This is a genomic window from Rhizobium sp. S163 (assembly GCF_030380805.1).
Lineage (GTDB): Bacteria > Pseudomonadota > Alphaproteobacteria > Rhizobiales > Rhizobiaceae > Rhizobium.
Genome location: NZ_JAUDSA010000003.1, coordinates 825,256 through 850,274, shown reverse-complemented (window position 1 = coordinate 850,274; position 25,019 = coordinate 825,256). Strand labels below are relative to the sequence as shown.

The following is a 25,019-nucleotide window of genomic DNA, read 5'->3' as shown; positions in this document are numbered from 1 at the left end:
AGCGGGGCCGCGTCCGGCGGCCCTGCATTGCGGTTGACCGACATTAGACTGCGCAGCCCGGCGCGGCATTGCCGCACGGAGCATGCCGTTTCGTTGGCCCGATTTCAGTTTAAATTTATGGGGAGGTCCATATGAGCATCTATACTCTCGACGATCTGAAGCAGGACGTTGCCGACGGACGCATCGATACCGTGCTGGCATGCCAGGTCGACATGCAGGGGCGGCTTATGGGCAAACGTTTCCAGGCCGAATACTTCGTCGAAAGCGCCTGGAAGGAAACACACAGCTGCAACTATCTGGTGGCCACCGACATGGAGATGGAGACCGTCTCCGGCTACAAGGCGACCAGCTGGGAAAAGGGCTACGGCGACTACACGATGAAGCCGGATCTCTCGACGCTCAGACGCGTTCCCTGGCTTGAGGGGACAGCGCTTGTGCTCTGCGACCTGCTCGACCACCACACCCACGAGGAAGTGCCGCATTCGCCGCGCGCGATCCTGAAGAAGCAGGTGAAGCGGCTGGAAGACATGGGCATGAAGGCCTTCATGGCCTCGGAGCTCGAGTTCTTCCTGTTCGACCAGACCTATGAATCCGCGCAGGCATCCGGCTATCGCAATCTCAAGCTCGCCAGCGCCTACAACGAGGACTACCACATCTTCCAGACCACCAAGGAGGAAGAGGTGATGCGGGCGATCCGCACCGGGCTGCAGGGTGCCGGCATTCCCGTCGAGAACTCCAAGGGCGAGGCTTCGGCGGGTCAAGAGGAGATCAACGTGCGCTATGCCGATGCGCTCGCCATGGCCGACCGTCACTCGATCATCAAGAACGGCTGCAAGGAAATCGCCTGGGCCAAGGGCAAGGCGATCACCTTCCTCGCCAAGTGGCACTACAATGCCGCCGGCAGCTCCTCGCACATTCATCAATCGCTGTGGAGCGCCGATGGCAAGACGCCGCTGTTTGCCGACGACAAGGGCAAGTACGGCATGTCCAGCCTGATGGAAAACTACATCGCCGGCCTCCTCGCGCATGCCAGCGAGATCACCTATTTCCTGGCACCCTACATCAATTCCTACAAGCGCTTCATGGCGGGCACATTCGCGCCGACCAAGGCGATCTGGAGCAAGGATAACCGCACGGCCGGCTATCGGCTTTGCGGTGACGGCACTAAGGCGATCCGCATCGAATGCCGCGTCGGCGGCTCCGACCTCAACCCCTACCTCGCATTCGCCGCACTGCTGGCGGCAGGGATCGACGGGATCGAGAACAAGATGGAGCTGGAGGCGCCCTTCGTCGGCGACGCCTATGGCGCGCGCAAGGTGCGCGAGATCCCGCGTACGCTGAGGGCGGCGACCACGGCCATGACAAAGTCCAAGATGCTGCGCAATGCTTTCGGTGACGACGTCATCGATCACTATACGCGTGCGGCGGAGTGGGAGCAGGAGGAGTATGACCGCAGGATCACGGACTGGGAGGTGGCGCGCGGTTTCGAGCGAGCATGAGATAATCGCAACACTCGCTCTGATTGTTGCGTTGGTCGCATTGTGCTAATGTGCTCCGGCGTTTCCAGAGGAGATCGACATGGGTGTGATCGACAGCGCATGGTTCTACGAAAAGCTCTCACAGCGCGACGCATCGCTTCGCGACATGGCCCGGTTCATGGGGCTTGATCCGAGCGCCGTGTCACGCATGCTGAGCGGCGAGCGGAAGATGAGCGCCGACGAGCAGGACCAGATCGCGGATTATCTTGGCCTTCCGCTGGAGGAGGTAGCAGCGCATCGCCGTGGCGATGCCAGCGGCTTCGCCGAGAAGAAGCAGGCGGGCTATGAGAGCGGCGGCACCGCACCGGTCTTGCCGGAGGAGCCGCCCGTCAAGATGTTTACGGAGGACGATGTCATCTACAAGGATGGCAAGCGCTGGATGGAGCTGGAGGATGGGACGCTGATCGAGGTGCATCCGGCCTGGGGATGCATGAAGGGGACGCTGACCATCATGCCGGGGGTTGATCTGACCGCGCCTGCCGATCCGGATTGGGGTAAAGTCTACGACGATGACTGACCGCTTCCTCCTCGATACCTGCACGGTGCTCTGGCTTGTCGAGGGAGCGCCACTCAGCAGAGATGCGAACGTTGCGCTTAGTAGTGGACGTGAAAAGCGTGGCCTGTTTGTTTCGTCGATGTCGGCGTGGGAGATTGGAATATTGATCAGCAAGGGGCGGTTGCCGACGACGAAGGATGCGATGTCCTGGTTCGAGGATGCTATCGACATGATCGGTGCGCAGACCGCCGACGTTTCTCTTCAAGCGCTTGTCGCGTCGTCTTTTCTACCGCAGCCCGTTCACAACGATCCCGCAGACCGCATCCTGATTGCCACGGCGCGGGAGAACGACCTGACGATCATCACGCGCGATCGCGCGATCCTTTCCTATGGCGTTGCGGGGCATGTCCGCACGCTGGCCTGTTAATGACTGGAGTTTGGAAATGACTGTAATTCAATGCATATCGCCGATCGACGGATCGGTTTACGCCGAGCGTCCGGCGCTGTCGCTGGAGGCGGCTAAAGAGGTGGTGGCGCGGGCGCGCAAGGCGCAGAAGGCCTGGGCGAAGCGGCCGCTGGAAGAGCGCGTCCAGCTGGTGTTGAAGGGTGCTGCGCGGCTGAACGAGATGTCCGACGTCGTCGTCCCCGAGCTCGCCTGGCAGATGGGCCGGCCGATCCGCTATGGTGGCGAATACAAGGGCTTCAACGAGCGCTCCAACTACGTGGCCTCTATCGCGGCCGATGCGCTGGCGCCGCTGGTCGTGGAAGAGAGCGACAAGTTCGAGCGCCGCATCGAGCGCGAGGCGCATGGCGTCGTCTTCGTCGTTGCGCCATGGAATTATCCCTACATGACGGCGATCAATACGATCGCGCCGGCGCTGATGGCGGGCAATACGGTTGTGCTGAAGCATGCGTCGCAGACGCTCCTCGTCGGCGAGCGGCTGGTGCAGGCCTTCGTCGAGGCCGGCGTTCCCGAGGATGTGTTCCAGAACGTGGTTCTCGACCATGAGACGACATCGGCGCTGATCGCCGCCGGCAGCTTCAACTTCGTGAACTTCACCGGTTCGGTCGAGGGCGGGCGCTCGATGGAGCGGGCGGCAGCAGGCACGTTTACCGGTCTCGGCCTCGAACTCGGCGGCAAGGATCCGGGCTACGTCATGGAAGACGCCGATCTCGATGCGGCGGTCGATACGCTGATGGATGGCGCGACGTATAATTCCGGGCAGTGCTGCTGCGGGATCGAGCGCATCTATGTGCATGAATCGCTCTATGACAGCTTCGTCGAGAAGTCGGTCGCCTGGGTGTCGAACTACAAGCTCGGCAACCCGCTCGATCCGGAAACGTCGCTCGGCCCGATGGCCAACAAGCGTTTCGCCAAGGTGGTGCGCGAGCAGATCGCCGAGGCGGTGTCGAAGGGCGCGAAAGCTCTGGTAGATCCCAAGCTCTTCCCAGCCGATGATGGCGGCGCCTATCTTGCGCCGCAGATCCTCGTCAATGTCGATCACTCGATGGCCTTCATGCGCGAGGAGACCTTCGGTCCCGCCGTCGGCATCATGAAGGTGAAGAGCGACGATGAGGCGCTGGCTTTGATGAACGACAGCCAGTACGGCCTTACGGCGTCGCTCTGGACCAAGGATGCCGAGCGGGCAGGGCGGCTTGGCCGCGAAATCGAAACGGGCACCGTGTTCATGAACCGCGCCGACTATCTCGATCCGGCACTGTGCTGGACCGGCGTCAAGGAAACCGGCCGCGGCGGCTCGCTGTCGATCATCGGCTTCCAGAACCTGACGCGTCCGAAATCCTATCATCTGAAGAAAGTGACAGCATGAGCGCGCATATCACAGCCAACTGGAGCTACCCGACGTCATTCAAGCTCGGCCGCGGCCGGATCAAGGAACTGGCGGACGCCGCCAAGAGCCTCGGCATGAAGAAGCCGTTGCTGATCACCGATCGCGGCCTGGCGTCGATGGCGATCACATCAAACGCGCTCGACATTCTCGAAGCGGCTGGCCTCGGTCGCGCGATCTTCGCCGATGTCGATCCGAACCCGAACGAGAAGAACCTTGCGGCCGGCGTCAAGGCGTTCAAGGATGGCGGTCATGACGGCGTCATCGCTTTCGGCGGCGGCTCGGGCCTCGATCTCGGCAAGTGCGTGGCCTTCATGGCCGGCCAGACGCGGCCGGTCTGGGACTTCGAGGATATCGGCGACTGGTGGACGCGCGCTTCGGTCGAGGGCATCGCGCCGATCGTGGCCGTGCCGACGACCGCGGGCACCGGCTCGGAGGTTGGCCGCGCCAGCGTCATCACCAATTCCGAAACGCATGTGAAGAAGATCATCTTCCATCCGAAGTTCCTGCCTGGCGTCGTCATCGCCGATCCGGAGCTGACCGTCGGCATGCCGAAGATCATCACGGCAGGAACCGGCATGGATGCCTTCGCGCATTGCCTTGAAGCCTATTCCTCGCCCTTCTACCACCCGATGTCTGCCGGCATCGCGCTTGAGGGCATGCGGCTGGTCAAGGAGTTCCTGCCGCGCGCATACAAGGAAGGCACTGACCTCGAAGCCCGCGCCAACATGATGTCGGCCGCTGCCATGGGCGCTGTCGCGTTCCAGAAGGGCCTCGGCGCCATCCATGCGCTGTCGCATCCGATCGGCGCCGTCTACAACACCCACCACGGCATGACCAATGCCGTCGTGATGCCTGCGGTGCTGCGCTTCAACCGCGCCGTCATCGAAGACAAGATCGCGCGCGCTGCCGCCTATCTCGGCATCTCGGGCGGCTTCGACGGGTTCTATGACTACGTGCTGAAGCTGCGCTCGGAACTCGGCGTACCCGAGAGCCTTTCGGCGATGGGCATCAAGCCGGATCGAATCGATGAACTCTCGGCCATGGCGATCGAAGACCCGAGTGCTGGCGGAAACCCTGTCGCGATGACGCTCGAGAACACCAAGGCGCTGTTCAAGGACTGCTTCTGATACAAAATGCGGACCTGAGATTTGGCCCGGAAAGCACTGCGCTTTCCGGGTCTTTTTCGTTGTGGCGCAGGGCGTTCAGGCGAAGTGGCGAAGGCTGCTGCAAGAAATGCGGACCGGGATTTCGGATGCCTTGTTTAGATATTGTTAACCATGTTTGGAAAGGATGCAGTAACCGCACGATGCATCCCGATGTGCGCAACAGAGCGATCCCGGCTCGCGACATTTCCCCTTGAGGAACGAACATGGCAGTCATCACATTTGCAAACACCAAGGGCGGAGCCGGGAAGACCACCGCTGTTCTGTTGCTGGCCACCGAGCTTGCCCGCAAGGGCTACCGGGTGACCATCCTCGATGCCGATCCGCAACACTGGATTTCGCGCTGGCACGAAATCTCCGGCCATCTTCCCAACGTCTCGGTGATCGATTTCGTAACCTCGGCATCGCTGCCGCAGCATATCTCTGAGAACAAGCACAACACCGATTACTTCATCATCGACCTGCCGGGCGCCCGCAACCCGATGCTGGCCACGGCGATCGGTCTCTCGGACCATGTCCTGATCCCGATCCAGGGCTGCGCCATGGATGCGCGCGGTGGCGCACAGGTGCTGGAACTGCTGCAGTATCTCGACGAGAAGGCGGGTATCCGCATCGGTCACTCCGTCGTGCTGACGCGCGTCAACTCGATGGTGACGACACGGGCGCTCTCGATCGTCAAGACGCTGCTCAACCAGCGGCAGGTGCCGGTGCTCGACACCGCGATCATCGAGCGCTCGGCTTTCCGCGATATCTTCGATTGTGGTGGCACGCTGCATACGCTCGATCCGGCCCGGGCCAGCAACCTCGACAAGGCGCGCGAGAATGCGCTCTGTTTCGCCGAGGAGATCATGCGCAAGCTGCCGGTGAGACTGCCGGCCGCGGCGCGCATGACCGGCCCGCTGATCCGTTCGGCCGCCTGATCACTCATTCTGTGATTGAAAATGCGCCCCGGTCCGCTGGGGCGCATTTTCATTGATGCAAGGTCGGTCTCCTCGTTTCGACGCGACCATGATCTCTGCATCACTGCCTGCTTTTCCCTCGGGTGGGTATCACCCGAAAAGGGTAATTTTCGTTGTTTCCAGAAGCTTTACACTGGTATCCTCGCCTGCGATGCGGGCGCTTGCCGGGGGAACAATGATCGTTGCTGAAGATACCTATGACAGTCTGGTCGACACCATCTACGGTGTAATTTTCGGCGAGGCCACCTGGGACATGTTTCTTGGCCGGTGGAACGAGATCGTTCCCGGCGGAAAGACCACGCTGTTCTACCACGACCCGACGCGGGCGGAGGGCGCGTCTCATATCGACAAGGGCTTCAGCGACGAATGGGTCGAAAGTTATTCCGATCATTTCGCGAGCATAAATCCCTGGGCGCCGGCCATGAGCGTGATGCCGATGTGGCGCGGCTTCCTGTCCGAGGAGTTGCTGCCGCGCGAAGCGTTCGTGAAGACAGAGTTCTACAACGACTTCTGGAAGCAATGCGGCGAGACCGCCATCGGCATGGCGCTGGTCAAGCGAGACGGTCGGATGTTCAACATCTCCAGTTCGATCGCCAACGGCGGGCCCGAAGACAACAGGGTTTACGCCGATACGTTCACCCGGCTTGCGCCGCATCTGCACCGGGCGGTGCGCTATTTCGAGGCTGGAAAGGGCGAGAAGAGCGCCGATGAGCTCGGTGGCCGCTTGTTCGACGCGATCGGCGTCGGTGTCCTGCTGGTTGGAGACGGCGGCAAGCTGCTGTCGGCCAGCGCGGTCGGTGAGCAGGCACTGACCGAGGGGCGGTCCGTGCGGCTCGATCTGCAGGGAAAGGTCTGGCTTGCCGATGCCGACGCCAATGCGTGCCTCGGTCGATTGCTGTCGCAATGGCGTGACGGCGAGCGGCAGCAGGTGCTTGATGTGAACGGCGTCAAGCTTACCCTCGTCCGTCTGCAGAAGAGTGCCCGCATTCAATTCTTCGATGCGCCGAGCATCGCGATCATCATCGAGCCATCGGCCAAGCCCGTGGCGATGGATGTGCCGGGGCTTGGCGGCAAGTTCGGGCTGACGAGGGCGGAGATCAAGATCATGCAGGGGCTGCTGCACGGATCATCGATCACCGATATCGCCATCGAGAGCAATCGGTCGCGCGAGACCATCCGCAGCCAGCTGAAGTCGGTGTTTGCGAAGACAGGCGTCAATTCGCAGTCTGAATTGTTACGGCTCGTCTATTTCAGCGAGCAGGCGCGCCGCAACAACTAACGCTTTGTCAGTCGACGAACTCGACGGTGACGCCGGGCTTGACCATCTTGGCGAGCTCGGTGGCGTCCCAGTTGGTCAGGCGGATACAGCCGTGGCTCTGGGTGCGGCCGATCTTCGAGGGTTCGGGCGTGCCGTGAATGCCGTAGGTCGGCTTCGACAGGGCCATCCACACGGTGCCGACAGGGCCGTTCGGGCCCGGCGGGATGTTGAGGATCTTGTCGTTGGCGCCCTGCTGGAAGTTGATCTTCGGATTGTAGGTATAGCCGGGATTGAAGGCGACGCGCTCGACCGTGACTGTGCCCGATGGCGAGGGCGTGTCGGTGGAGCCGATCGAGGCCGGGTAGGCGGAGATAAGGTTGCCGGAGGCGTCATAGGCGAAGACCTGCTTCTTGCCCTTGTCGGCGATGATGCGCGCGACGCTACCGGTCTTCACTTCGCCGGGGGTGACCACCTTGATGATGGTGCCGGGGACGGTGAAGTCGGCGCCTGCGTTAAGCTCCTTCAGGAAGCCTTCGTCCATGTGGAAGCGTTCAGCCAGCGCCTCGGTTACCGAGGTGAAGGCAAGCGAGGTCATCTGCGACTTGTGCGCATAATCCTCAGGGATCTCGGCAACGTATGGGCCGGCCGCGTCTGCGGGCGTGATGGTGTAGCTCACGACAGGCAGGCCGCCGGACATGCGCAGCTGCTCGAGGATCGCGTCGGTATTGTTCGGATCTAGCGTCTCGCCGGTCATCTGCTCGTAGGCATAGACCGCCTTGGTGACGTTGGCGCCCATGTGGCCGTCGATGGCGCCAGGCGAAACGCCAGCACGGTCGAGGAAGACCTGCAGGGCGACGATCTCGGATTTCGATTTGTTCTTCAGCGTGATGACGGGATCGGCCGGACGGGTCGGCTGCGTGACCTGAGGCTGCTGCTGGTCCGGATCGATCGAGGCGTAGTCGCCATCGTTCTGCGGGTAGGGCTGATCCAGCTGCTGGCGATCGATCGATGCCTCGCGCGGGATCGCACCCGTGACCGCGCCGCGCTCGGAATAGCGCGTGTCGCCGTACTGGTCTTCGCTGTAATAAGGGTCGTTGTTGTAGACCTCTCGGCCGTAGACCCGGCGCGAGGGCGGCGGCGGATAGTAGCCGCGTGAGCGCGCTTCGGTGGCGATGATGTTGCCGTAGCCGTCGACCAGCACGCGGTTGCCGCTGCGATCGCGCGTGTAGCCGCTGCCTTCAGGCATGTAATCGAGGATCTCGCCGTTCGGCGTGACGAAGACGACGCTGCCCTGGCGGCGATATTGTTGCGCGGACGCATCCTGAACCGCTGCCGACATGGCCAGCACGATAACGGTCCCAGATAATGCCGATTTCAGAAAGCGATTCACGTCTTCGTATCCTTCAGTGACTTGGCGACACACACCCGCGAATTTTGACGCTAGTGTGGAATTTATGAAATCGTGCTGAACAAAAAATGAAAAAACCAATAAATTTCCCTTTACTCATAAACATTTGAGAGGGCCAGCTGGTTCCAATCAAAATCTCGTTGGCGGTGGCGACAGCTTGGATTGACGAAACAGTGGGTGCCGCCTAACCCTACGGAAGTTCATTTTGAGGGGGAGACGGGATCATGATGGAATTTGCCGCCGCGACGGGGCCGAAGCTGATGCTGGACGAGACGTCGCTGATGGATATCGGCGGCTGCGTGGTCGAGGGCATCGATATCGCGCCGAAGGAAGCCGTTCCCGATGACGGAGATGCGCGCATCTCGCATTCGGTGCAGGGGTTCCTGTTTACCTGCGGGCCTGACCACATTCGCCATCGCGAACCCATCCCCGGCCGGTCCGACAACAAGGTCTTTCCGCTGCACGGCTCGGCCGCCGGCCATGCCGCCAAGGTGCTCTGGACAAAGTTCGAAAACGGCAATGCGGAATGCCGCGCCGATATCGATATCGTCACCATCGAGGGGTTGCCCGCCCGGATCGAGCGTCATTGGTTCATCGACGGCAAGACCGGCGAGGCGCATCTGAAGGACAAGGTGATCAACACCAGCAACCAGACCGTGCCGACGTTTCTGATGTATCATATGAACATCGGCGGCAAATGGTTCGACGAGGGCACGCGGCTCGAAGGCGCAATGCTTGAGAATGGCGGTTTCCCCTGGCGTTTCGGCAAGGATGGCGGCGATATCTTCTGCGTGGAAGCGCCGGCGACGCGCGATGGTCTCGCGGAAGTGCGGCTTGGGCCGATGGCCGCAGTCGGCGGCAAGACGCTGCGGGTGCGGGTGAAGGCCGATACGCTGCCGCATCTGCAGGTCTGGCGCAACCAGACGGCGCCGGCCGATGTGCTCGGCATCGAGCCGGTCTCGCATCGCTGGGTGCCGCGCGCGGAGCTTCAGGAAGCCGGCGAATTCAACATGCTCAAGCCCGGCGAAAGCCGCGAGTACGGGCTCAGCTTTGCTTTCGTTTGACAGGCAATTCAACAGGCCGATTCAACCGTGTTGTGCGGTTGACGGCATTGATCGGGCGGCGTAGTCATTCAGCCCATAATTTCAGGAGTACTTGCGATGGATATCCGCCAGATCGACGACGAATATTCGGTTTCCGGCCAGATCACGGTCGATGAGCTCGACGAGATCAAGGCCATGGGCTTCAAGTCCATCGTCTGCCATCGTCCGGACCAGGAAAGCATGGACCAGACGCCGTTCGCCGATATCGCGGCGCGGGCCAAGGAGCTCGGTCTCGAGATCGCCCACGTTCCCGTCGGCCCGATGGGCGTGACGGAAGAGGCGGTCGCCGGCATGGTTGACGCGCTCGACGAATTCCCGCGCCCGATGCTCGGCTACTGCCGCTCGGGCGCCCGCTCGACGGCGATCTATCAGAAAACCCATCACATTCGCACCTGATTAGGGGCGGGATGTCAGTCCGGCGCCGCGCTCTCATGCGGCGCCTCTTTCATTTCATGACAAGGAGAATACCATGAGCATCAAGCGTATCGACGCCGGCGCCCGCATGAGCGGCGCGGTCATCCACGGCAACACCGTTTACCTCGCCGGCCAGGTTGGCGAAGGCGCAACCGTGACCGACCAGTGCAAGGACGCGCTTGCCGAAGTCGATCGCCTGCTGGCCGCTGCCGGCTCCGACAAGTCGAAGATCCTGCAGACGCTGATCTACCTCTCCGACATCTCGGACTTCGCTGAAATGAACGCTGCCTGGGAAGCCTGGGTCGACCCGGCCAACACGCCGGCTCGCGCCACCAGCGAAGCCAAGCTGGCCGCTCCGAAGTACAAGGTCGAGTTCATCGTTACGGCTGCGATCTAAGATCGTTTCCATTGCGACTTGAGAGCCGGTGAGCAGAAAGACTGCTCACCGGCTTTTTGTTTGGGCGATTTCCGAGAGCGTGCGCGTCGGGGTGATCGCCTCGGGGTCGAGCTTGATATCGATGATAGCGGGCAGGCCGCTTTCGCGGGCGCGCTCGAAGGCGGGGGCGAAGTCCTCGGTCTTTTCTACCGTCTCGCCATGGCCGCCATAGGCGCGGGCAAGGGCCGCGAAATCGGGATTGGTGAGGCCGGTGCCGCTGACGCGGCCGGGATATTCGCGCTCCTGATGCATGCGGATCGTGCCGTACATGCCGTTGTTGATCAGAAGCGTGATGAAGGGCAGCTTGTAGCGGATGGCCGTGGCGAATTCCTGGCCGTGCATGAGAAAGCAGCCGTCGCCTGCAAAGCAGATCACTTCGCGATCCGGAAACAGCGCCTTGGCGGCCACCGCTGAGGGGACGCTGTAGCCCATGGAGCCAGATGTCGGGGCTGCCTGCGTGTTGAACTGCCGGAAGCGGTGGTAGCGGTGCTGCCATGTCGCATAATTGCCGGCGCCGTTGGTGAAGATGGCGTCCGGCCGCGTGTTCTCCTCGATCCACGCCATGATCGGGCCCATGTGGACGTCGCCGGGTCCTGTTTGCGGCGGTGTCGACCATGCGAGATAGGCTTGATGCATGCGCTCGGTGCGGTCCGCCCACCGCGCTTGTGTGGGCGCCTCGAGGTCGGCAAGGGCTGCGACGAAATCCTGCGGGCTTGCCGCTATGGCGAGATCCGGGCGATAGACACGGCCGAGTTCGGACGGGTCGGGATGGATGTGGACGAGTTGCTGCTGCGGGTAGGGAATATCGATCAGCGTATAGCCCGAGGACGGCATTTCGGACATGCGGCCGCCGAGCAGGATCAGCAGATCGCTCTCCTTGATCTCCCGCGCCAGCTCTGGATTGATGCCGACGCCGATATCGCCGGCATAGCCAGGATGCAGATGATCGAACAGCATCTGGCGGCGGAAGGAGCAGCCGACCGGCAGGTTGAAGCGCTCGGCAAAAATCTTGAAATCGGCCACCGCGTCGGCATCCCAGCGCGAGCCACCGAGGATCACCATCGGGCGCTCGGCCTTCAGCAGGCGCAGATAGAGGTCGTCGACCTGGCTGCGGCCGGGATGGGCTTCGACGCGGGAATAGCGCCTGGCGCGGGGCGCCTCGACCATATCGCGCAGCATGTCTTCGGGTAGTGACAGGACGACAGGCCCGGGGCGGCCGGAGGTGGCGAGCGCGAAGGCGCGGGTGACGAATTCGGGGATGCGGGCCGCGTCGTCGATCTCGCCCACCCACTTGGCGTATTCGGTGAGCGCCCGGCGGAACTCGACCTCCTGGAAGGCTTCGCGTTCGCGGGCATCGCGCTGGACCTGGCCGATGAAGAGGATCATCGGAATCGAATCCTGTTTGGCGATATGCAGGCCGGCAGTCGCGTTGGTGGCGCCGGGGCCGCGGGTGACCATGCAGATGCCGGGCTCTCCGGTGAGACGGCCCCATGTATCGGCCATCATCGCGGCGCCGCCCTCCTGGCGGCAGACGATGACCTCTATGTCGCTGTCGTAAAGCGCGTCGAGGACGGCGAGGAAACTCTCGCCGGGAACGCAGGAGAGGCGTTTCACCCCATTTGCCTTCAATGCCTCGACGATCAGTTCTCCGCCTGTTCGTTTCATTTGTTCCCCTCCCATTGGATGAGTTCCGCGAGCACCTCCTCCTGGTGCTCTCCCAGTCTCGGACTGGGCCTTTCATAGCTGAGCGGCGTCCGCGACAGGACGACGGGCGTCCTGACACCGGGAATGACGGTGCCGGCGCTATCCTCGAGATCGATGCGCAGGCCGCGCGCGACGATCTGCGGATCGTTGAACATGTCCTCGATGGTGTTGATCGCGCCTGACGGCACGGCGTTCGCCTCGCAGGCCGCAAGAAGATCGGCCTTCGCCCACTTCAGCGTTTCGGTCGAGACCAAGCGTCTCACCTCGTCGCGATTGGCAACGCGGGCCTTGTTGGTGGCGAAGCGTTCGTCGTCGGCGACCCCTTCGAGGCCGAGGATGGCGCATAGGCGGCGGAACTGGCCGTCATTGCCGATGGCGAGGATGAGGTAGCCATCTGATGTGGGGACGACCTCGTAGGGCGAGATGTTGGGGTGGGCGTTGCCGAGGCGTGTCGGCGGGCGGCCGGATATGAGGTAGTTCATGTTCTGGTTGGCGAGCACCGCCGACTGCACATCGAGCAGCGCCATGTCGACCAGCTGGCCTTCGCCCGTCTTCAGCGCGTGGATGAGGGCTGCCTCGATCGCCGAGACCGCGTAGATGCCGGTGAAGATATCGGCGATGGCAACGCCCGCCTTCATCGGCTGTCCGTCGGGCTCGCCCGTGATCGACATGAAGCCGGACATGCCCTGGACGATATAATCGTAGCCGGCGAGACCGGCATAGGGGCCCGTCTGGCCGAAGCCAGTGATCGAGCAATAGACGAGCTTTGGATTGATCTGGCGCAGGCTCTCGTAATCCAGCCCGTATTTGACGAGGCCGCCGAGCTTGAAATTCTCGATGACGACATCGGCGGTGGCGACCAGCCGACGGACCAGCGCCTGGCCTTCCTCGCTGCGCAGATCGGCCGTTATGGAGCGCTTGCCGCGATTGGCGGCGTGGTAATAGGCGGCAGAGAGGTTTTCGCCATCGGCACCCTCGACGAAGGGGGGACCCCAGTGCCTCGTATCGTCGCCGCCATCGGGGTTTTCGACCTTGATCACGTCGGCGCCAAGATCGGCCAGCATCTGGCCCGCCCAGGGGCCGGCGAGGACGCGCGCGAGCTCGATGACACGAATGCCTGTGAGCGGCGCTCTGTTAGGCTCAGTCTGCGTCATGTTCCTCCCACGATCAGATCAGGGTGCCCGCGTCTCCTCAGATGTATCGGATACGGGCTTGGATGCAAAGCGCCGCTCGCGCCAGATGATGTAGAAGCCGGAGCCCATGATAATGAAGATGCCGAGCCATTTCAGCGCATCCGGGAAATCGCCGAACACCAGCCAGGCGAAGGCGGTGGCGGAGACGATCTCGAAATACTGCAGCGGGGCGAGCGTCGAGGCGGGCGCCGAGCGATAGGCGTAAACGCCGAAGATGCCGGCGATCGCCGCGGAGACGCCGACGCCGAGAAGATAGAGCCAGGCGCGGGCGTCGGGCATGACGGGATCGAGCACGTCGGAGCCGCTGCCCTGGCCGAGATAGAGCAGGATGGCGCAGATCAGTAGGCCCCAGAGGCCCATGTGGAACTGCATGGCCCACGGGTCCTCACGCTGCGCCAGCGCCCGGTTCATCATGGCGGAGATGGCGATGCAGATCGCGCTGACGACGGGCAGCAGCGCGACGTATCCGACCTCCTGGAAGCTCGGCTGGATGATGAGGATTGCCCCGAAGAAGCCGACGCCGCAGGCGGTATAGCGGCGCCAGCCGATCTTTTCCTTGAGGAAGATGCTGCTCAGGATCGTCAGAATGATCGGCTCGACGAAGAAAATGGCGATGGCATCGGCAACCGCCATGTATTTCAGCGTGGTGACGAAGGAGATCATCGAGACGGTGATGATGGCGCCGCGGATGGCGTGGAAGAAGCTCTGTTTCCAGGTGATCTCGGTGAGGTTGTGACGCCAGAGCACGATGGGCAGCATGCAGAGCGCCTGCACGCCGAAGCGCGCCGCGGTGATCTGGGCGGATGGAACCGTGCTGATGGCAAGCTTGGAGAAGATGTCGATGATGGGCGACAGCAGCACCGAGACGAACATCAGGATCAGCCCCATCATCACTTCCGATGGGGTGTTGCTGGTGCCGGGTGCCGCGTTGCTGCTCATGACGGTATTCTCTGGTTTTGGTGTAGGGAGCGGGATCAGCCGCCCACGGAACGCGCGGTTGCCTGATCGCACCAATCGGCGAATGCCGATATGGCCGCGTCGGCGCCGATCTCGTTCAAGGTCTCGTGGCGCATGTCCTGATATATCTCAGTGCTAATACGGGAGAAGCCATGGGTTTTCAAATGGTTTGACAGCCAGAGAATGGCTTTTCCATTCTCCGTCGCCGGGTCCTGGCCGCCACCCACCAGGTGGATCGGCGTCTCGGTCGGCAGGCGGGCGAGATGTTCTTTCTGCGGCGCCCGGAAGGTGAGCTCGAAGAGGTCGAGCCAGAGCGAGACGGAGGCGCCGAAGCCGCAGAGCGGATCGGCCACATACTTGTCGACCTCTTCGGGATCGTGCGACAGCCAGTCGAAATCGGTGCGGCGGTTGGCGACCGATTTCGCCCAGGTGCCGAAGGTGAGCTTCGGCAGCAGGTCGCTCGGGACGTCGGAGCCTTTCAGCGCGCGCTCGATCAGGAGGATCGCCTGCGCGGCGCGGCCGGCCAAGCCCGGATTGAAGTTCGAGTTCCAGACGGCGACGGCGTCGAATTTTCGCGGGTAGGTGACGGCCGCGTTGAGCGCGATCAGCCCGCCCATGGAGTGGCCGAAGAGGATGATCGGCAGGCCCGGATGCTCGGTCGCCGCTTCGTCGCGCATCGCCTCGATATCGTCGACAACGTAGCTCGCGCCATTACGCCTTGCGAAGCGGCCGATCGGCGCGTCCGGCGCGGTGGTCTCGCCGTGGCCGCGATGGTCGTGGGCGTAGACGTGATAGCCGCGCGAAGCCATCGCTTGCGCAAAGCGCTGGTAGCGTTTCGAGTGCTCGGCTAGTCCATGGCTGATCAAGAGAATGCCGCGCTCAGTGCCTTCGGGCTGCTGATAGTGATAGGCCAGTGAAGCGCCCGCATGGTCGAGGCGCCGGGTTTCTGCAAACATGATTTCCTCCGTGGCGGGAGAAGACCAGAACAGCGGTCAAATGCAACAGGCGGGATAGGTTGTGCCGGAGATTTTCGTATCTGCCGTTTTGCCGCTTGCCTGCCGATGCATCGCGTGCTTTCATGTTCATGAATTGTTCTTTGTGGGGATGAGTATGGGCAATCTCGTTTTTCGCGTCATCGCATTGTTCCTGTTGTCGATCATGGCCGTCCCGGCTTTTGCGCAGGAGGGCGGCGGGCGCACGCGCTTCATTCTCGCTGCCAGCTGGCAGCCGGCCTTCTGCCAGACCAACCAGCGCAAGGCCGAATGCGCCAGTCAAGGCAGCGACCGCTACGACGCCAAGAACTTCTCGCTGCACGGGCTCTGGCCGATGCGCAAGGATTACTGCGGCGTTTCCGACGCTGATCGCTCCGCCGACAAGGGTGGCGATTGGAGGGACCTGCCGGAGGTAAAACTCTCGGCCGAGACGAAGGCATCGCTCGACAAGGTCATGCCTGGGACGCAATCGGCGCTCGAGCGGCATGAATGGACCAAGCACGGCACCTGCACCGGCATGAGCGCCGACGCCTACTTCGCCGATGCGGTGAGATTGATCGAGGACCTGAACGGATCCGCCGTCCAGGAACTGTTCGCCGCCAATATCGGCAAGTCACTGACTGGAGACGCGATCAAGGCGGCGTTCGACAGGAGCTTCGGCCCCGGCGCCGGCGACCGGGTAAAGATGAGCTGCCGCCGCGCCGGCAACAGCCGCGTGATCAGCGAACTGACGATCGGTCTCTCCGCCGATGCGACCAGCGGGAAGGGCAAGGATCTCGGTGATCTCATCCAGGGCGCGGGCCGGACATCCTTCGGCTGCAACGAGGGTGTCGTCGACGCAGCGGGTTTTTGAGGTCGTAGGACAATCTCAATTTTTGACGTCTATCGTCTCGGGCTGGCGGTGACCAACAGCTCGAGTGACGACGAATGTCCGACATAGTTGCATCTGAAAGCGATCAGACTGCTGCAGGAGAGATGCCGTTATGGCGCATGTTCCTGATCGTCTATGCGACCGCGCTCGCGATGGTGCTGTTCGATCTCGCTGATGGGATAAGGTTCGTCAGCGATATCGACGATCAGTTGCGCGAACTCCAGATCCGGCATCTGATGTCCCCGCAGGGGCACTGGTTCGATCTGTCGCTTCCCTTCATCTCGATGCCGGCGACCTACGTGTCGCCATGGTCACGGCTGGTCGATCTCCCTTATGTCGCGATCGCCTGGTTGCTGCAGCCTTTCATGCCGACCGCGCAGGCACTCTCCGTTGCCTTCCAGGTCTGGCCGCCGATGTTGCTTTCGCTCTGCTGCCTGCTGGTCGCGACGACTGCACGGCGCCTGCTTGCAGGGTTTTCGCTGACGGAGACGGCGCTCACGCTGTCGCTGATGCTCGCCACCGTTCTCATGAGCATGGGCGTGCTGGAGTTCACGCCGGGTCGTATCGATCACCATAACGTCCAGATCGTCGCTCTCATGATGATCGTCGCGGGGCTGGTGCGATGGGATCGGGCAGGGGGGCTGATGATCGGCGCGGGTGCGGCGATCTCGACGGTGATCGGCCTCGAGTGTCTTCCGCTCGTCGTGATCGCCTATGCCGGGCTCGTTGTCTGCTACATCGGAAATGTCGCCGGGGTTCGTACCGTCCTTGTCGCCGCATCCGTCTCGATGGTGATCGTCACGCTTGTATCCGCCATGGCGTTCCTCGGTCCCGCCGCTGCCGTCTCGACGCAATGCGACGCCTTCTCCGCCCCCTACATCTTCCTGCTATCGGCGTTCTCCGTCGTTCTCGGTGCGGGCGTGGCGATCCAGCGTGATCGCGCGGGGCCTTTCATGCGGCTCCTTGCCCTGGCAATTCCGGCCGTCGCGGTTCTGGTCGTCGCCGCCTACCTCTTTCCATCCTGCGTTACAGGCCCCTATGGCATCATCGACCCGGTATCGCGGGAGCTGTGGTTCGATCGGGTATGGCAGGAAAAGAGCATCCGGTATTTCTACGAGAACGGTCAATATGATCTGCTGCTGCTCCTGGCATTGACGGCTGCTGTTGGCGCCTATGTCGGTCCGCTCGTGCTGTTCAAAATGCGGGAGCGGTCGTTTGGACCAGCAATCGCCTATCTCATGGCGTTGGGCGCCCTCGTTCTCACCTGCTTCGTGACGCGCAACATTCGCTTTCCGATCGCGCTGATGCCGGTGTTCCTACCCGCCGTCATCGCGACGATGACGATGAAATCACAGGCCTTCGACAAAATGTACCGGCTTTCCGCGGTTGCCGCTGCTGCCGTTGCGGCCGCGCTTTGTGTCTTCTTCGTGCTGGTGCCGTCGGTTCAGCATAAATTCGACGAGGTCGACTATATGGTGGCGAGCGAGTGCGAGCGGCAGGATTTCTCCGTCCTTCAAACCGTCACGCCGGGCCGCGTCGCCACACCGCAGGGGATCGCCATGCCTCTGATCCTGGCGGCCCCATCGGGCTTTTCGGTCGGCGCCATGCCGTTCCATCGTGCCTCGCCCGGAATGAAGCGGATGTTCCAGGCGTTCATGACCTCAGACCCGCAGCTGCGCCGGGAAGCGCTGGCGCCTTTCGATTACGTTGCCGTTTGCCGCTTTCCTCTGGAAGCCGATCCGAAGCAGGCGCCGCTTTATGCCTCATTGGCGCGCGGGGATGGCTGGCCGGGGCTGGAGCGGGTCAATCCGCCGACGCGCAGCGATTTCCAGCTTTTCCGGATCGATCACGCGGCCTTGCAATAGAGCAAGCTGACTTTCAGCCGCAAACTGCAGGTGATCCGCGACAAAGCGGGTGGATTTTGCCGCTGGCGCGTTGCCCCCGGGCGCCAATTCGCCTACATAGCGGCAAACCAATTTCCCCCGGAGCAGAATTACCGATGGCACGTCAGTTCATCTACCACATGTCGGGACTGAACAAGTCCTACGGCGCCAAGAAGATCCTCGAAAACGTCAACCTGTCGTTCTACCCGGATGCCAAGATCGGTATCCTCGGCCCGAACGGCGCCGGTAAGTCGACCGTGCTGCGCATCATCGCCGGCCAGGACAAGGAATTCACCGGGGAAGCCTGGCTCGCAGAAGGTGCGACCGTCGGCTACCTCGAGCAGGAACCGCATCTCGATCCGGCCAAGAACGCCTTCGAAAACGTCATGGAAGGCGTGGCCGACAAGCAGGCCGTGCTCGACCGCTACAACGAACTGATGATGAACTATTCCGACGAGACCGCCGACGAAGGCGCCAAGCTCCAGGACATCATCGACAGCCAGAACCTCTGGGACCTCGAACAGCAGGTCGAGATGGCGATGGAAGCTCTGCGCTGCCCGCCGAAGGATGCCGACGTCACCCTGCTTTCGGGTGGTGAGCGTCGCCGTATCGCGCTCTGCCGCCTGCTTCTGTCGCAGCCGGATCTGCTGCTCCTCGACGAACCGACCAACCACCTCGACGCCGAGACGATCGCATGGCTTGAAAAGCACCTGCGCGACTATCCTGGCGCCGTGATGATGATTACCCACGATCGCTACTTCCTCGACAACGTCACGGGCTGGATTCTCGAGCTCGACCGCGGCCGCGGCATTCCTTACGAAGGCAACTACTCCGCCTACCTGCAGGCGAAGGCCAAGCGCATGCAGCAGGAAGCCCGCGAAGAAGCCGGCCGCCAGAAGGCGCTGTCGCGTGAACAGGAATGGATCGCTTCCAGCCCGAAGGCTCGTCAGGCGAAGTCGAAGGCCCGTATCAAGGCCTACGAACAGCTGGTCGATGCGGCCGAAAACATCCGCCCCGGCGACGCGCAGATCATCATCCCGGTCTCCGAGCGTCTCGGCCAGGTGGTCATCGAGCTCGAGGGCATCAACAAGGGCTTCGAAGGCCGCACGCTGATCAACGACCTGTCGATCAAGCTGCCGCCTGGTGGTATCGTCGGCATCATCGGCCCGAACGGCGCCGGCAAGTCGACGCTGTTCAAGATGATCACCGGGCAGGAAAAGCCGGATGCCGGTTCGATCCGCATCGGTGACACCGTTCATCTCGGCTATGTCGACCAGAGCCGTGACGCGCTCGACGGCAACAAGACCGTCTGGGAAGAAATCTCCGGCGGCGCCGAAGTCATCAAGCTCGGCAAGTTCGACATGAACTCGCGCGCCTATTGCGGCGCCTTCAACTTCAAGGGCGGCGATCAGCAGCAGAAGGTCGGAAACCTCTCTGGCGGTCAGCGCAACCGCGTTCACCTCGCCAAGATGCTGAAGGCCGGCGGCAACGTTCTGCTGCTCGACGAACCGACCAACGACCTCGATACGGAAACGCTCGGTGCACTGGAAAGCGCGCTCGAAGCCTTCGCCGGCTGCGCCATCATCATCAGCCACGATCGCATGTTCCTCGACCGTCTGGCGACGCACATCCTCGCCTTTGAAGGCGACGGCCATGTCGAATGGTTCGAAGGCAACTTCGAAGACTACGAAGAGGACAAGGTTCGCCGCCTCGGTCCCGACGCGCTGAACCCGGGCAGCCAGGCTTACAAACGCCTGACGCGATAAGGTTTGCTGCTTATCAGCATGCTTGAGAGCCCCGCTTCGGCGGGGTTCTTTGTTTGTGGAGGCCCTCAACATCCCTCATCCCGGCCTTGAGCCGGGATCCAGCCACGGCGCGTCCGCGCCGTGAAGAGAGTCTTGGCCCCAAGGACTTGGGGCGCTGGATGCCTGTGACATCGCCCGGGCGAAAGCCTGGGCACAGGCATGAGGGCGGAGGAGAGGGTTTTTTTCTCTCAAGCCCATGTCGCGATTTGCGCAGGGAATTTCGTGAACCGATCGAAATGCCGCTTGCACGACCAAATCATTTCACATAAAGATATCTTTATATGTTGATTGGATCGGATATGGGTGAACCCGTCAGGCTAGGTTTGGATGCGTTGGTGGACGTGCTGCGGGCGGCGGGTGAGCCGACGCGCTTACGTCTTCTGGCGCTGCTGGCCGCCGGCGACGTGACCGTGACCGATCTTACCGAAATTCTCGGCCAATCCCAACCGCGTATCTCGCGCCATCTCAAGCTGCTTGGCGAAGCCGATCTCATCGATCGCTACCAGGAGGGCGCCTGGGCCTATTTCCGGCTGCGGCAGGAAGGGAAGGCGGCGAACTTCGTGCGCAATCTTCTGGCGCATGCCTCCGAGAACGATCCTATCATCCTGCGCGATGGCGAGCGGCTCGATGCCGTCAAGCGCCAGCGCTCGGAGCGGGCGCAGGCCTATTTCAGCCGCAACGCCGCCGAGTGGGACGAGCTTCGCCGCCTGCACGCGGCTGACGAGGAGGTCGATGCCGCCGTGATCCGGCTGCTCGGCAGCCAGCCGATCGATTCGCTGCTCGATCTCGGAACCGGCACCGGCCGCATCCTGGAGCTTCTGTCGGGGCTCTACCGTCGCGCGATCGGCGTCGATGCCAGCCGCGACATGCTGAGTGTGGCCCGCGCCAATCTCGACCGAACAGGCATCACCAAGGCCTCGGTGCGTCATGCCGATATCCTCAACCTGCCTTTCGAGGCGCAGGATTTCGATCTGGTGACGATCCATCAGGTCCTGCACTTCTTCGACCAGCCGGACATCGCCATCGGGGAAGCGGCACGCATGCTGCGCCCGGGCGGACGGCTCGTCATCATCGATCTGGCGCCTCACACGCTGGAATATCTTCGTGACGACCACGCGCATGTGCGTCTCGGCTTTTCGCACCAGTCGATGACCGACTGGCTGCGCAAGGCGGGGCTCGATATCGAGCAGGTCGTCGATCTTCATCCGGGGCACGAGAGCGGGCAGGGGCTAACTGTTACCATCTGGCTCGCGCGCGACCCCAGGCGCCTGATGGCCTCTGCCGAGAGCGATCACGCCGCACCCACATTTGCCGGGAGAGACTGACATGGCTTTGAACCAGGACGCGCGCAACAGGATCGGCATTTCGTTCGAGTTCTTTCCGCCCAAGTCGGAAGAGGCCGAGGGCCAGCTCTGGAAGACGGTCAGCGAACTGCAGGACTGGAACCCCGACTTCGTGTCGGTAACCTACGGTGCCGGCGGCACGACCAAGGCGCCGACGCTGGCAACCGTGTCGCGCTTCATCAGCTCCACGCCGCTTGCCACGGCCTCGCACCTCACCTGCGTGGGCGCCACCAAGGAAGAGACGCACAGCGTCGTCGAGAGCTTCCGCAAGGCCGGCGTGAAGCACTTCGTGGCGCTGCGTGGCGATACGCCTGATGGCGTCGGCGCGCCCTACACGCCGCATCCGGGTGGATACGCCAACGCCTCCGAGCTGGTCGCGGGACTGCGCGAACTCGGCGATTTCGAGATCTCGGTTTCGGCCTATCCGGAAAAGCATCCTGAAAGCCGCGACGTCGCCGCCGATATCGACATGCTGAAGCGCAAGGCCGATAACGGCGCCAACCGGGCGCTGACGCAGTTCTTCTTCGACAACGACAATTTCGAGCGCTACCTGGAGAAGGTGCGCGCGGCCGGGATCACCATTCCCGTCGTTCCCGGCATCATGCCGATCATGAACCTCACGCAGCTGAAGCGCTTTGCCGGCGCCTGCGGCACGGTCATCCCGGCGTTTCTCGACGAGCGCTTCGAGGGCTATGACGACAAGCCGGAAGAGCGCGCCAAGGTCGCGGCCGATGTCGCCGCCGAGCAGATCGAGGATCTGGCCCGTCGTGGTGTCAGTGATTTCCATCTCTATACGATGAACCGCGCGCCGCTGGTCTCGGCGGTTCTGACAAACCTCGGCTTCAAGCGCAACGCGGCCAAGAGCGCGGGTGCTGCCGCCTGATCAAGGCGACGTTCACAGCTGATAGAACTGAAAAAGCGCAGACCGCGATGGCCTGCGCTTTTTCTGTTTCATGAACTCTGCGCTATCTAGGAGTGTCGGCATAGTCCGTTTGAAGCGGCATCCTGTGTCAGATGAAAAGCATCGACAGCACGAATAGAAACGCCGCACCGATCAAAAGGACATTCAAGGATCGTGTCAGTCCCATGTCTGTCTCCTCGCGTTAACGAGCCGATAATATGTCGGGACTGTGGCAGTTGGAAAGCGCTTTTTTTGCTGCGATGCGGCGAAAATGTCACATCTCTCCCTGGTGGCAAATGCTACTCCGCTGAATCTTCACGACAAAATCGGTCGGAAAAATATTCACACATTTTAACGGAGCGTAAAAAAGGGCGACCCGCCGTTTACGCCTGTGGCGGATTGCAGGCGCGGTACAGGCCGCTGAAAACGCTCACGAAATCGGAAAACGAAAAAGCCGGGCACTTGGCCCGGCTCTTGTCGTCGTTTTCAGCTCTCTCGCGGGCGCTCAGAGCGCGTTGAGGAGGGCAGGTGTCGCCCAGCCGTCGGCCGGCATGCCGAGGCGCTGCTGCTGCTTCTGGATGGCGATGCGGGTGCCGGAGCCGAGGATGCCGTCGATGGCGCCGACGTCGTGGCCCATGGTGTCGAGCTTGGTCTGCAGTTCCTTCATCTGGTCGTTGGTCAGGCCCTGTTCAGGCGTGCCCTTGAGATAGGGCTCGGCGCCGGAAAGGCGGGTCGCGAAATAGGCGGCCGAGGTCGTGTAGATGAAGGACTTGTTCCACTCGAGATAGATGCCGAAGTTCGGATAGGCGATGAAGGCCGGTCCGAGGCGGCCCTGCGGCAGGACAAGATCGCCGCGCAGCGTGCCGAAGCTTACGTCGCCGTTGCGCGGCTTGACGCCGAGCGCGAACCATTCACCCGCCGTCATTGTGCCGCCGAGGCCCGACTTCTCGAAGGGCAGGTCCTGCGGGATGGTGACTTCCTGCAGCCAGGGCTGGCCCTTCTGGAAGCCGAGGTGCTGGATGAACTTGGCGGCGGTCAGGATGGCATCAGGGCCGCTCTGCTTCAGGCGCACATGGCCGTCGCCATCGCCGTCCATGCCGTAGGCGATGATATCGCGCGGCAGCATCTGCACCTGGCCGATTTCGCCGGCCCAGGCGCCGGTGTTGGTCTCAGGGTCGAGGTCGCCGTGCTGGACCATCTCGATCAGCGCGATCAGCTGCGGGCGGAAGAGCTCCGGACGGCGGCAATCATGGGCGAGCGTCACGAGCGCGTTGCGGGTGTTGAAATCGCCCTGCACGGCGCCGAAATCGGTTTCCATCGCCCAGAAGGCGGTGATGACACCAGGAGGCACGCCGTATTCCTGTTCGGCGCGGGAAAAGACGTCGGCGAACTGCTTCATCTTCTGGCGGCCGATGTCGAGGCGGGCCTGGCTGACGGTGCGCTGGGAGAATTCGAGGAAGGTCTGCTTGAACACGCCCTGGGCGCGGTCGCGGCTCAGCACCTTCGGGTCGATCTGGGCGCCGGCAAGCGCCTTGTCGGCTGCTTCGGCGGAAGCGCCGGCTGCGATCGCCTCGGCCTTGACGCCGGCGAGGAAGGTGGAGAGATCGCCGTCACATGCGACAGCCGGGGCGGCGGGGGCTACCGCCGTCGCGGGCGCCTGACCGGCCGGTGCGGCCGGGGCCGGTGTTTGCGCTGCCGCGCCGGTCGCCAGACCAGCGGCAAGGAGGAGAGCGAGCGCAGAACGGCTTGCAGGCGTGCGGTGCATGGAGTGTATCCTCGTCATTGCTTGAATTGCTGTCGATGTCCCAAATGATTGTGACAGAAGCAAGAAAGAAAACGGGACGTTACTAAGAATTCCTATCCTTGGATACGGCCGCGACCCAGTTATTCCAGTTCTTCGCCGAACCCGCGAACACGTTAATGTCAGTCGGGCCCTTGATCCCAGGGATCACGCCGGTCGAGGTGTACTGCCAGAAGGCCCAGCGACGGTTGGCGTAGGTGACCTCGGGGTGCTTCGCGACGGAGCGGACCCAGAAGTGATAGTCCTGGAAATAGCCGTCGAGATTTTCGCGGTGGAAATCGACCGAGGTGTAGATGATCGGGCGCTTGCCGTAATAGGCCTCGAGCCTGTCCATGAAGCGCTTGATCTCGGAGCGCACGGTCTCGGGATCGGGGCGCGTGCGGCAGGTCTTCGATTCACCGTTCCACTCGACATCGAGCACCGGCGGCAGCTTCATGGATTCCTTCGGCACATTGCTGATGAACCAGTCCGCCTGTTCGTCGGCCGACGAGCAGAAATAGTAGAAATGATAGGGGGCGTGCGGAATGCCGACCTGGCGGGCTTCCTGCCAGTATTCGCTGAAGCGCGGATCGATGCGGTCCTTGCCCTCGGTCGCCTTGATGAAGGCGAAGTCGACGCCTGACTTGCGCACCGTCTGCCAGTCGATATCGCCCTGCCACTTGGAGATGTCGATGCCGTGGATGGCGTTTTGCTGCGGATGCTTAGGTCCGAAATCCTGCGGATCGGTGTCCTGAAAGCGCATCTTCGGCTTTATCGAGGCGGTGGAGAGATAGTCATAGCCCGAGGAGGTGCAGCCAGCGAGCATGAGGGCAAGGGGCAATACGCATAACAGAAGCCGGCGCATGGATGTTCCGTCGTGAACCGAATGATCTTTTTGCCCCACAGCCTGACCTTCGAATTGACGCGTCCAGCGCTTAGATGCCCTCTCTATTCACCATATCAAC

At 62.2% G+C, this 25,019-nt stretch carries 22 protein-coding genes; 15 read left to right on the top strand and 7 right to left on the bottom strand.

The features are described from left to right. The first annotated feature begins 131 nt into the window (after window positions 1–131). The 7 genes from QTL96_RS04415 to QTL96_RS04385 all read left to right on the top strand — a co-directional run bounded on the left by QTL96_RS04415 (window position 132) and on the right by QTL96_RS04385 (window position 7,285). On the top strand, window positions 132–1,499 hold the full coding sequence (locus QTL96_RS04415) for a glutamine synthetase family protein (protein WP_289726823.1): 1,368 nt from the start codon (window positions 132–134) through the stop codon (window positions 1,497–1,499). Between the two features lie 79 nt (window positions 1,500–1,578). Continuing rightward, window positions 1,579–2,055: a helix-turn-helix transcriptional regulator gene (locus QTL96_RS04410; protein ID WP_289726822.1), complete on the top strand. Its 477-nt coding sequence runs from the start codon at window positions 1,579–1,581 to the stop codon at window positions 2,053–2,055. Beyond that, window positions 2,048–2,461: a type II toxin-antitoxin system VapC family toxin gene (locus QTL96_RS04405; RefSeq protein WP_289726821.1), complete on the top strand. Its 414-nt coding sequence runs from the start codon at window positions 2,048–2,050 to the stop codon at window positions 2,459–2,461. The genes QTL96_RS04410 and QTL96_RS04405 overlap by 8 nt, the downstream gene beginning before the upstream one ends. 16 nt (window positions 2,462–2,477) lie before the next feature. Continuing rightward, on the top strand, window positions 2,478–3,863 hold the full coding sequence (locus QTL96_RS04400) for an aldehyde dehydrogenase family protein (protein WP_289726820.1): 1,386 nt from the start codon (window positions 2,478–2,480) through the stop codon (window positions 3,861–3,863). Beyond that, the gene (locus QTL96_RS04395; protein WP_112980895.1) at window positions 3,860–5,011 is read left to right on the top strand and encodes an iron-containing alcohol dehydrogenase; all 1,152 of its coding nucleotides are present in this window, start codon (window positions 3,860–3,862) and stop codon (window positions 5,009–5,011) included. Before QTL96_RS04400 ends, QTL96_RS04395 begins: the two co-directional genes overlap by 4 nt. A gap of 242 nt (window positions 5,012–5,253) precedes the next feature. Continuing rightward, complete coding sequence (locus QTL96_RS04390; protein WP_289726819.1) at window positions 5,254–5,967, top strand: ParA family protein; 714 nt, start codon at window positions 5,254–5,256, stop codon at window positions 5,965–5,967. 214 nt (window positions 5,968–6,181) lie between these two features. Continuing rightward, a complete protein-coding gene (locus QTL96_RS04385; RefSeq protein ID WP_289726818.1) occupies window positions 6,182–7,285 on the top strand; it encodes a helix-turn-helix transcriptional regulator in 1,104 nt (367 codons plus the stop codon). A 7-nt stretch (window positions 7,286–7,292) separates the two neighbouring features. On the opposite strand, the gene QTL96_RS04380 is transcribed toward QTL96_RS04385, so the two are convergent. Beyond that, window positions 7,293–8,654, bottom strand: coding sequence for a L,D-transpeptidase (locus QTL96_RS04380; protein WP_289726817.1), 1,362 nt, complete (start codon window positions 8,652–8,654; stop codon window positions 7,293–7,295). Window positions 8,655–8,896: 242 nt separating this feature from the next. Between QTL96_RS04380 and QTL96_RS04375 the strand changes: the two genes are divergently transcribed. The 3 genes from QTL96_RS04375 to QTL96_RS04365 all read left to right on the top strand — a co-directional run bounded on the left by QTL96_RS04375 (window position 8,897) and on the right by QTL96_RS04365 (window position 10,586). Then, window positions 8,897–9,736 (top strand): DUF4432 family protein, encoded by an 840-nt coding sequence (locus QTL96_RS04375; protein WP_289726816.1) that lies wholly within the window; start codon window positions 8,897–8,899, stop codon window positions 9,734–9,736. A gap of 96 nt (window positions 9,737–9,832) precedes the next feature. Further along, window positions 9,833–10,171, top strand: coding sequence for a TIGR01244 family sulfur transferase (locus tag QTL96_RS04370; protein WP_018897535.1), 339 nt, complete (start codon window positions 9,833–9,835; stop codon window positions 10,169–10,171). Between the two features lie 73 nt (window positions 10,172–10,244). Beyond that, the gene (locus tag QTL96_RS04365) at window positions 10,245–10,586 is read left to right on the top strand and encodes a RidA family protein (protein ID WP_047505852.1); all 342 of its coding nucleotides are present in this window, start codon (window positions 10,245–10,247) and stop codon (window positions 10,584–10,586) included. Window positions 10,587–10,631: 45 nt separating this feature from the next. Here the strand turns inward: QTL96_RS04365 and QTL96_RS04360 are convergent, their stop codons facing one another. From QTL96_RS04360 to QTL96_RS04345, 4 genes are read right to left on the bottom strand one after another with little or no spacing between them, the layout of a single operon-like run. Continuing rightward, window positions 10,632–12,290 (bottom strand): thiamine pyrophosphate-binding protein, encoded by a 1,659-nt coding sequence (locus QTL96_RS04360; protein WP_289726815.1) that lies wholly within the window; start codon window positions 12,288–12,290, stop codon window positions 10,632–10,634. Beyond that, on the bottom strand, window positions 12,287–13,483 hold the full coding sequence (locus tag QTL96_RS04355) for a CaiB/BaiF CoA-transferase family protein (protein WP_289726814.1): 1,197 nt from the start codon (window positions 13,481–13,483) through the stop codon (window positions 12,287–12,289). Before QTL96_RS04355 ends, QTL96_RS04360 begins: the two co-directional genes overlap by 4 nt. Before the next feature lie 18 nt (window positions 13,484–13,501). After that, entirely contained in the window at window positions 13,502–14,461 is a 960-nt protein-coding gene (locus tag QTL96_RS04350; RefSeq protein ID WP_289726813.1) for a DMT family transporter, read from the bottom strand. Window positions 14,462–14,496: 35 nt separating this feature from the next. Beyond that, window positions 14,497–15,435 (bottom strand): alpha/beta hydrolase, encoded by a 939-nt coding sequence (locus QTL96_RS04345; RefSeq protein WP_289726812.1) that lies wholly within the window; start codon window positions 15,433–15,435, stop codon window positions 14,497–14,499. A 154-nt stretch (window positions 15,436–15,589) separates the two neighbouring features. On the opposite strand from QTL96_RS04345, the gene QTL96_RS04340 reads away from it, so the two are divergent. The 5 genes from QTL96_RS04340 (at window position 15,590) to metF (ending at window position 22,256) form a co-directional block, all read left to right on the top strand. Continuing rightward, window positions 15,590–16,324: a ribonuclease gene (locus QTL96_RS04340; protein WP_289726811.1), complete on the top strand. Its 735-nt coding sequence runs from the start codon at window positions 15,590–15,592 to the stop codon at window positions 16,322–16,324. Window positions 16,325–16,398: 74 nt separating this feature from the next. Beyond that, entirely contained in the window at window positions 16,399–18,207 is a 1,809-nt protein-coding gene (locus tag QTL96_RS04335; protein ID WP_289726810.1) for a hypothetical protein, read from the top strand. Between the two features lie 134 nt (window positions 18,208–18,341). After that, complete coding sequence (gene ettA, locus QTL96_RS04330) at window positions 18,342–19,991, top strand: energy-dependent translational throttle protein EttA (RefSeq protein ID WP_018897543.1); 1,650 nt, start codon at window positions 18,342–18,344, stop codon at window positions 19,989–19,991. Between the two features lie 338 nt (window positions 19,992–20,329). Beyond that, on the top strand, window positions 20,330–21,355 hold the full coding sequence (locus tag QTL96_RS04325; protein ID WP_289726809.1) for a metalloregulator ArsR/SmtB family transcription factor: 1,026 nt from the start codon (window positions 20,330–20,332) through the stop codon (window positions 21,353–21,355). A 1-nt stretch (window position 21,356) separates the two neighbouring features. Then, a complete protein-coding gene (gene metF / locus QTL96_RS04320; protein ID WP_289726808.1) occupies window positions 21,357–22,256 on the top strand; it encodes a methylenetetrahydrofolate reductase [NAD(P)H] in 900 nt (299 codons plus the stop codon). A gap of 523 nt (window positions 22,257–22,779) precedes the next feature. Here the strand turns inward: metF and QTL96_RS04315 are convergent. Continuing rightward, a complete protein-coding gene (locus QTL96_RS04315) occupies window positions 22,780–24,039 on the bottom strand; it encodes a lytic murein transglycosylase (RefSeq protein WP_289726807.1) in 1,260 nt (419 codons plus the stop codon). Between the two features lie 82 nt (window positions 24,040–24,121). Then, window positions 24,122–24,919, bottom strand: a complete 798-nt coding sequence (locus QTL96_RS04310; RefSeq protein ID WP_026282822.1) for a GH25 family lysozyme — start codon at window positions 24,917–24,919, stop codon at window positions 24,122–24,124. Window positions 24,920–25,019: the final 100 nt, after the last annotated feature.